This is a genomic window from Saccharopolyspora sp. 6V, assembly GCF_020176785.1.
Taxonomy (GTDB): Bacteria; Actinomycetota; Actinomycetes; order Mycobacteriales; family Pseudonocardiaceae; genus Saccharopolyspora_C; species Saccharopolyspora_C gregorii.
In genome coordinates this window covers 39,022-46,608 of the sequence record NZ_JAIUKB010000104.1, presented here as the reverse complement: position 1 = coordinate 46,608, position 7,587 = coordinate 39,022, and the positions used below count along the sequence as shown (strand labels likewise).

5 protein-coding genes are annotated in these 7,587 nt (G+C 73.7%); 1 reads left to right on the top strand and 4 read right to left on the bottom strand.

Translation table 11 applies throughout. The features are described 5' to 3' along the window. Positions 1 to 1,220: amidohydrolase (locus tag LCD35_RS20190; RefSeq protein WP_225044653.1), on the bottom strand; the 1,220-nt coding region annotated here is incomplete at its 3' end. A gap of 634 nt (positions 1,221 to 1,854) precedes the next feature. On the opposite strand from LCD35_RS20190, the gene LCD35_RS20185 reads away from it, so the two are divergent. Further along, a complete protein-coding gene (locus tag LCD35_RS20185; protein ID WP_224962279.1) occupies positions 1,855 to 2,808 on the top strand; it encodes a sporulation protein in 954 nt (317 codons plus the stop codon). Between the two features lie 319 nt (positions 2,809 to 3,127). Here LCD35_RS20185 and LCD35_RS20180 read toward each other — a convergent pair whose 3' ends face one another. Genes LCD35_RS20180 through LCD35_RS20170 form a run of 3 tightly spaced genes read right to left on the bottom strand, consistent with a single transcriptional unit; the run spans position 3,128 to position 7,506 of the window. Continuing rightward, positions 3,128 to 4,159 (bottom strand): family 2 encapsulin nanocompartment cargo protein polyprenyl transferase, encoded by a 1,032-nt coding sequence (locus tag LCD35_RS20180; protein ID WP_224962277.1) that lies wholly within the window; start codon positions 4,157 to 4,159, stop codon positions 3,128 to 3,130. A gap of 15 nt (positions 4,160 to 4,174) precedes the next feature. After that, positions 4,175 to 5,590 (bottom strand): family 2B encapsulin nanocompartment shell protein, encoded by a 1,416-nt coding sequence (locus LCD35_RS20175; RefSeq protein WP_224978244.1) that lies wholly within the window; start codon positions 5,588 to 5,590, stop codon positions 4,175 to 4,177. A gap of 59 nt (positions 5,591 to 5,649) precedes the next feature. Continuing rightward, positions 5,650 to 7,506: a hypothetical protein gene (locus tag LCD35_RS20170; RefSeq protein WP_225044652.1), complete on the bottom strand. Its 1,857-nt coding sequence runs from the start codon at positions 7,504 to 7,506 to the stop codon at positions 5,650 to 5,652. Positions 7,507 to 7,587 lie beyond the last annotated feature (81 nt).

Here is a 7,587-nt window from a genome sequence, read left to right as displayed (position 1 = left end):
AGGGCCGCCGTCACCAGGGTTTCCACCCCGGCCGACAACGTCGGGTGCAGCTGCGGGGCGAACTGCGGCGAATGGTTCGACGGCACGTCCCGCTCCACCGTGCCCGCCTCCGACGCGGCCGCGAAGCGCTCCGCGTCCACGCCGCCGACGAACCAGAACACCGAAGGAGCCCCGCTCGCCGCACCGAACTCGCCGAAGTCCTCGCTGCCCGTCACGACCGGCGCCGGGTGCACCCGCTGCTCGCCGAACACCTCCCGGAACCGCGCGGTCAAGGCCTCCGTGGCCCGCTCGTCGTTCACCGTCGCCGGATACGAATCGACCTCGGTGAACTCCGGTTCGCGCGGCGCACCCGCGGCAGCCGCCTCCGCGCGCACGATGCGCCGCACCGCCTCGTGCACCCGGGTCCGGACCGGCTCCGCGAACGACCGGATGCTCAGCTGCAGCTCCGCCTCGTCCGGGATCACGTTGTCCTTGCTGCCCGCGTTCAACGCGCCCACCGTCACCACCGCCGACTCCGTCGCCGCCACCTCCCGCGACACGACCGTCTGCAACCGCATGACCGTCGCCGCCGCCATCACCACCGGATCCACCGTCGTCTCCGGGCGCGAACCGTGGCCGCCGCGGCCGAACATCCGCACGTGCACCGAATCGCTCGCCGACATCGTCAACCCCGGGCGGGTGAACACGTGCCCCGCGGGCATCGGGCCGACGTGCTGGCCCAGCACCACGTCCGGTGTGCCGAACCGGTCGAACACGCCGTCCGCGAGCATCGCCCGCGCGCCCCCGCCGTGCTCCTCGGCCGGTTGCAGCACGAACAGCACCGTGCCCGACCACTCGGCGCGGCGGCCCGCCAACAGCCGTGCCGCGCCCAGCAGCCACGTCACGTGCATGTCGTGGCCGCAGGCGTGCGCCACCGGGACCTCGCCGTCCGCGACCTCCGTGCTCGCGTAGTCCAGGCCCGTCTGCTCCCGCAACGGCAACCCGTCCATGTCGGCGCGCAGCAGCACCGTCGGGCCCTCCCCGCTGCGCAGCACGCCCACCACTCCGGTGCCGCCGACGCCGGTGGTGACCTCGCAACCGGCGGCCCGCAGCGCCCGCGCGCCCACCTCGGCGGTGCGGTGCTCCGCGAACGCCAGCTCCGGGTGGCGGTGCAGAGCCAGGTAGCAGCGCTCCAACTCGGGCAGCGCGGCTTCCAGCTCGGGGAACGGACCCGAAGGCATACGTCGACTCCTCGTGCTCGGTGACCGCGAACCACTCGCCGCGGCGCGTCAACACCGTCCCCCGGCGTGGCGGTCGTGGCCAGCCGGGGTGGTGGGGACAGCTCATCACCGGCGCCGCCGCCCCACCACCGGTTGTGAGTGAACGGGCCCGTGGGGGGGGGGGGGTTGGGGGGGGGGGGGGGGGCGGGGGGGGGGTGGGGGGGGGGGGGGGGGGGGGGGGCGGCGGGGCGCCCCCCCCGGGGGGGCGGCGNNNNTCGGCCCCCGCCCCCCCCCGCCCCCCCCCCCCCCCCCCGGTTGGTCTGACCCCCCCCCGGCCGCCCCGCTTTCCGGCCCTCCGGCCCCCTTCACTCGGTGTCGTGCCGGTGCGGCTGGAGATCGCGGGCAGCGGCGGCACCCGCCCGGTGGATGGAGTGAACGGACCGTTCGTCCCATCTAGTTGGTCGAACGGTCCGTTCACTCGTCTCCGGCCGCGGTGAGTGACGTGGTGGGGAGGCCAGGGGTGAGCGCTGCGGCATTCGACGGATCTTCGCGGCGCGGCGGCACGGCGATGGCGGACGAATCGGACATTGGGGCAAGATCAGACGCGGGGTGGGGGCTCGTATGATGATCTTGAAACGACTGGGAGGTCGCGTTGGTGTTCAAGAAGATGCTGCGGGCGCTCGGGATCGGAGGACCCACCGTCGACACGGTGTTCTCCGAACCGCACGTCCAACCGGGCTCGACGCTCTCCGGTGAAGTCCGAGTCACCGGAGACGACGAAGTCGACATCGAGCGGATCGTCCTCAGGTTCGAAGCCCGCGCCGAGGTGGAGCGGGGCGACGAGCAGCACGACGCCACCATCGAGTTCATGCAGGTCGTCGTCGCCGAGAACTTCCACGTCGGCGACGGCGAGCACAAGGTGATCCCGTTCGCGATCCCCGTGCCAGCGGAAACACCGATCAACGTCGTCGACGGCGCGCAGCTCCCCGGCGTCGCCCTCGGCGTGCGCACCGAACTGGTCGTCGCGAAGAGCGCCGACAAGGGCGACCTGGACGGCTTGTTCGTGGCCCCGCTGCCCTCGCAGTCCAGGGTGCTCGACGCGTTCGGCGCGCTCGGTTTTCAGTTCAAGTCGACCGACCTGGAGATCGGGCGGCTGCACGGCATCGACCAGCAGCTGCCGATGTTCCAAGAGATCGAGTTCTTCGCTCCGGAGCAGTACCGCGGCCGCGTCGACGAGGTCGAGCTGACCTTCGTCGCCGACGCCGACGGCCTGCACGTCGTGCTCGAAGCCGACCGCCGCGGCGGCATGTTCCGCTCCGGCGAGGACGCGTTCGGGCGGTTCCGCCGCACCCACGCGGAGGCGGAGCAGGCGGACTGGGTCGCGGAGCTGACCCACTGGCTCGATGAGGCGGCGCAGCGCGGTGGCATGTTCGGCGGCGGACACCCCGAGCAGCACGAGCACTACCAGGAACAGCAGGGCGGCGGCCCGGGCTGGGGTGGCGTCGCGGCTGGAGCCGCGCTCGGCGCAGGCGCCGGACTCGTCGGCGGCATGGTCCTCGGCGAGGTCCTGGACGAAGCCGGAGACGCCGCCGAAGGCGACGAGGACTGAGCTCCGGTGGAGTGAACGGACCGTTCGCCCAACCAGATCGGACGAACGGTCCGTTCACTCCCGTACCTCCGGAGCGGGTGGACTCGGGCGGGTGCCGACACACCCGTCCCGGCCCACCACGGGCCGAGTTCCGGGTGAACGGACCGTTCGTCCCACTCCATTGGTCGAACGGTCCGTTCACCCGGTTCCGCGGTCGAGGTGATCGGCTCGCGAGTGCGAACCGAACCCCACCCGGAGGCGGCTTCAGACACGGGTGAACGGACCGTTCGCCCAACTAGATCGGACGAACGGTCCGTTCACTCCCGTAGCCGGGCGGGGGTCAGAACTCGCGCCCCGTCAACATCCGCGTCAGCGCCGCCAGCTCCGCAGCCGGCCCCGGTTCGAGGGCGGCCGCGTCCAGGTGGTGCAGCGCTTCGGCCTCCAACGTGGCGATGTGGCCGCGGCTCCACTCCCGGGCCCCGGAGTCGGACACCAGCCGCGCGGCCCGCACCGCGTCCTCATCGGACATCTCGCGGGAGTACAGCTCGGTGAGCTCCCGACCGGCGGCCGTGCCGGAGTTCAACGCGGCCACCACCGGCAGCGACTTCTTCCGGTTCCGCAGGTCGGAGTGCACCGGCTTCCCGGTCACCGCCGGATCCCCCCAGATGCCCAGGATGTCGTCGACCAGCTGGAACGCCAGGCCGAGCCGGTAGCCGAAGCGCCGCAGGTGCTCCACCCGCTCCTGCCCGGCACCGCCGAAGAACGCGCCGAGCGCGCAGCTGCACCCGAGCAGCGCCCCCGTCTTCGCCCCGACCATGGTGAGGACTTCGGGCAGCGCCACATCGGCGCGCCGCTCGAACGACATGTCGGAGCTCTGCCCGTCCACCAGGTCGAGCACGGTGGCGTTGAGCTCCTTCAACCCGGCGAGCGCCGCCGGATGCCCGCTGCCGGTGAGCACGTCGGCGGCGAGCGTCAACAGCGCGTCCCCGGCGAGGATCGCCGGCCCGGACCCGAACACCCGCCACGCGGTGGGCCGGTGCCGCCGGGTGAGGTCACCGTCCATCACGTCGTCGTGCAGCAGCGAGAAGTTGTGCACCAGCTCCACGGCGACCGCCGCGGGCAGCACCTGCCGCGCGTCGGCGCCGACGGCCCGCCCGGCGAGCAGCACCAGGGTGGGCCGGATCGCTTTGCCCTGGTCTTCGTCGACGGGCGCGCCGTGCTCGTCCCGCCAGCCGAAGTGGTGGCCGACGATGCGCTGCATCGACTCCGGCAGCGAACCGACCGCGGCGCGCAGCGCCGGGTCCAGCAGCTCCCGGCCGGTGCGCAGCGTGTCGGCCACCGTCCGTCGTGCCTCGTCCACATGTGCGGTCATCTGCGCCGATCTCCTTCACCGGGTGGTCTCGACGTGTTCGAGCACGCCGAGCGCGTCGGGGACCAGCACCGCCGCCGAGTAGTAGGTGCTGACCAGGTAGGACACCACGGCGTGCTCGTCCATCCCCATGAACCGCACGTTCAGCCCGGGCTCGTGCTCGTCGGGGATGCCGGTCTGCCGCAGGCCGACGACGCCGTGGTCCTCGGCGCCGGTGCGCATGGCGAGGATCGAGGTGGTGCCCACCTCGGACACCGGGATCTTGTCGCTGGGCAGCATCGGCACCCCGCGCCACCCGGTGACCCGGGTTCCTTCGACCTCCACCACGTCCGGGAGCACCCCGCGCCGGTTGCACTCGCGCCGGAACGCGGCGATGGCCCGCGGATGCGCCAGCACCAGCCGGGTCTTGCGCCGGCTCGACAGGAGTTCGTCGAGGTCGTCGGGGGTGGGTGGGCCGGTGCGGGTGTGGATGCGTTGGGAGAGGTCTGCGTTGTGGAGGAGTCCGAAGTCGGGGTTGTTGAGCAGGTCGTGCTCTTGGCGTTCGCGGAGTGCTTCGATGGTGAGCCGCAGCTGCTGCTCGGTCTGGTCCATCGGCGTGCTGTAGAGGTCGGACACGCGGCTGTGCACGCGCAGCACCGCTTGGGCGACGGCCAGCTCGTACTCGCGCGGCGAGGTCTCGTAGTCGACGAAGGTGCCGCCGAGCGGAGCTTCGCCGCTGTGTCCGGAGTGGATGCCGATCTCGGCTTCGCCGTGCTTGTTCTGCGACTTCGACGGCCGCGAACGCACGTCGTCGAGGTGGGCGCGCAGTCCGTCGGCGCGGGCCGCCGTCTCCTCCACGACGTCACCGCGCAGTTCCAGCACGGTGCAGGGCGTGACGGCCTTCACGGTGTGCGGCCACCGCGAGCCCTGGTCGAGCAGCAGCCCGGACCCGGCGTGGTCCCCATCGGCGAGCAACCCGAGCACCGCGTCGTCGCCGTACTCGCCGCGGGTCAGCTTGTGCGCCTTGCCGTGCGCCAGCAGCAGGATCCGATCGACCGGCGCGCCCGCCTCGGCGAGCACCGCGCCCGCCTCGTACTCGCGCTGCACGAACCGGTCGGCGAGCGCACCGAGCACCGCGTCGTCGTCGAAGTCGCGCAGCGCGGGCAGCTCCCGCAGCTCCTGCGGCACCACCTGCACGTGTTTGCCGGTGCTGACGAACGTGACGCGCCCGTCGCCGAGGGTGTAGGTCAACCGGCGGTTCACCCGGTAGGTGCCGGAGCTCGCCTCCACCCACGGCAGGGTGCGTTGCAGCCAGCGGGACGTGATGCCCTGCATCTGCGGCGGGGTCTTCGTCGTGGTCGACAGGTTCCGCGCCGCCTCGGTGCCCAGGCTGAGCGCGGGGCGAGCGCCGGAACCCGCGTCCGTGGGGTCCCCGGTGTGGGTCTCGCGGGTCATGCAGTCACCAATCCCGTTGTCGTTGCTGGAAGAACCGGGCCGGGAGGCGGCCCGGGGTACTAGCCGGGAGCCCGGCGCAGGAAGCGCTCGTCCGGGCGCCCGGGTCGGCCGTGCGCGCGCCGCGCCCGGCGCGGCCGGTCTCCGGTACCGGCGTAGCGGCCGGTGACCGCGACCCACCGCAGCTCGCCCGCCATCCACTGCTGCATGCCGCGCACGTACCGCTCCAGCCGTGCGCAGCCCGCCGCGTCGAGGTCGAACTCGCCGGTGAGCGCGGGAAGTTCCCAGTGCGCGACCGACTCGAACCGCCGCAGCCGCGCCGTGCACAGGTCGTCGGTCAGCGACACCGCCTGCTGCGGCCGGCAGCCGAGGAACGCCGCCACCGCCGCCACCACGTTCGGCGTCCGCGGCGGGCCGGGAGACGTCGTCCGGTAGCGGAGCAGGTCGTGCCGCAGCGCGCTGACCTCGGCGAACGCCTCGGCGAGCGCCCGCATCGGGGTGCCGGTGAACAGTTCGGCGGGCAGCTGCGCGGCGTGGCGGTGCCGCAGCAGCGCGGCGCTGAACTCGGCGCCGCAGCTGCGCCGCCGGGACGCGAGCAGCGCCAGCGGATCGGCCGGCTCCGGGCCGCGCAGTTCCGCCACCCGGTACTCGAAGCGTTCCGCGAGCCGCACCGCGAACTCGCGCCGCCGCCGGGGTTCCAGCTCGTCGGTGGTGCGCCGCCACAGGTCGACCAGCGCCCGCTCCCACGGTTCCCGCGGTTCCGGCCCGTCGCGGAGCAGGTCCGCGAGCCGATCCCGGAACGCCGCACCCGAGGCCCGGGACCGGAGGTGGTCATCGGCGTACCACGACCACACCTGCCAATCGGCGGCCAAATCCAGCTCGGCCGCCGCCGCATCGGGTTCGGTCAGCGCGGCCAGCAGCGCGTAGTCGGCGGAGTCGAACGCGGCGGGAGTCCACGAGCGGGTGCCGCGCAGCAACCCGTGCTCCTCGGCCCACTCGCGGCAGTGCCGCCGCGCCGCGTCCACCGCCGGATTCCGCCTGGTGTCGAAGGGCATGAAGAACTCGGGCAGCCGCACCCGGTTCGAGGCGTGGGGGGGGGCCGGGCGCGGCGGCCCGGCGTCCCGCGGCGCCGTGTCCGGCCGGCACGCCAGCAGGCCCGCCGACCAGTCCCGCAGCCCCTGGACGTAGCGCAGCACCGCGTCGCGCTGCGCCGCGTCCGCGCACTCCGCCAGCAGCACGGGCAGGCCGGTGCCGGTGAGCTCGTCGAACCGTTCCGCGCGCCACGACAACAGGTCGTCGAGCATGGCGAGCGCTCGCGCCCGGGACTGCCCGAAGTGCCGCTGCAGCACCACGACGCTGTCGGAGAGCTCGTCCCGCGGTTCCTCCGGCGCGCCCGCGTTCCGGGTGCGCAGCAGCACCACGTCGCAGAACGCGTCGTGCACCGCGCGGAACGCGGCGCTCGCGGCGACCTGCCGCGGGATCCGCACCCGCAGCCCGTAGGCCACCAGCCGCGCGGCCCACGGACCAGGCCCGCTGGTGCGGCCCGCGCCCAGGTGGTCGATCGGGTTGGGCACCCGGGACACCGCCGCCCCCGCCGACTCGGCGGCCTGCCCGCGCAGCAGGTCGATCAGCGCGGCATCGACCTGCCGCCGCCACGACGGCGCGACTCGGGAACGCAGGTCGCGCAACGCCCTGCCGGCGGGGTCAGCGGCGTCTCGGGATTCGGCCGCACCGGTCAGCACCTGGTGCAACCCCGCCACGGAGCGCTCGGCGACTGCCCCCGAGCAGCGCCGGACGTGCCCGCGCACCGCCGCCACCCACACCTCGAAGCAGGCGATCAGCGCCAGCTCCGCGCCGGGCACGTCGGGATGGGTCCAGGCGGCGAGCAGCACCTGGTCCCGCACGGCGGATGCGGTCACCCCGGGGCCGGTGGCGTCAGGCGTGTGAGCCACCGGCCCCGGAGCTTCCTCCCCGGGTGCGACCCGGAACGGGTCCGCGCC

Excerpts from the sequence above, each read along its gene's own strand:
- LCD35_RS20180 (WP_224962277.1), bottom strand. The coding sequence starts at position 4,159 with ATGACCGCACATGTGGACGAGGCACGACGGACGGTGGCCGACACGCTG.
- LCD35_RS20175 (WP_224978244.1), bottom strand. The coding sequence starts at position 5,590 with ATGACCCGCGAGACCCACACCGGGGACCCCACGGACGCGGGTTCCGGC.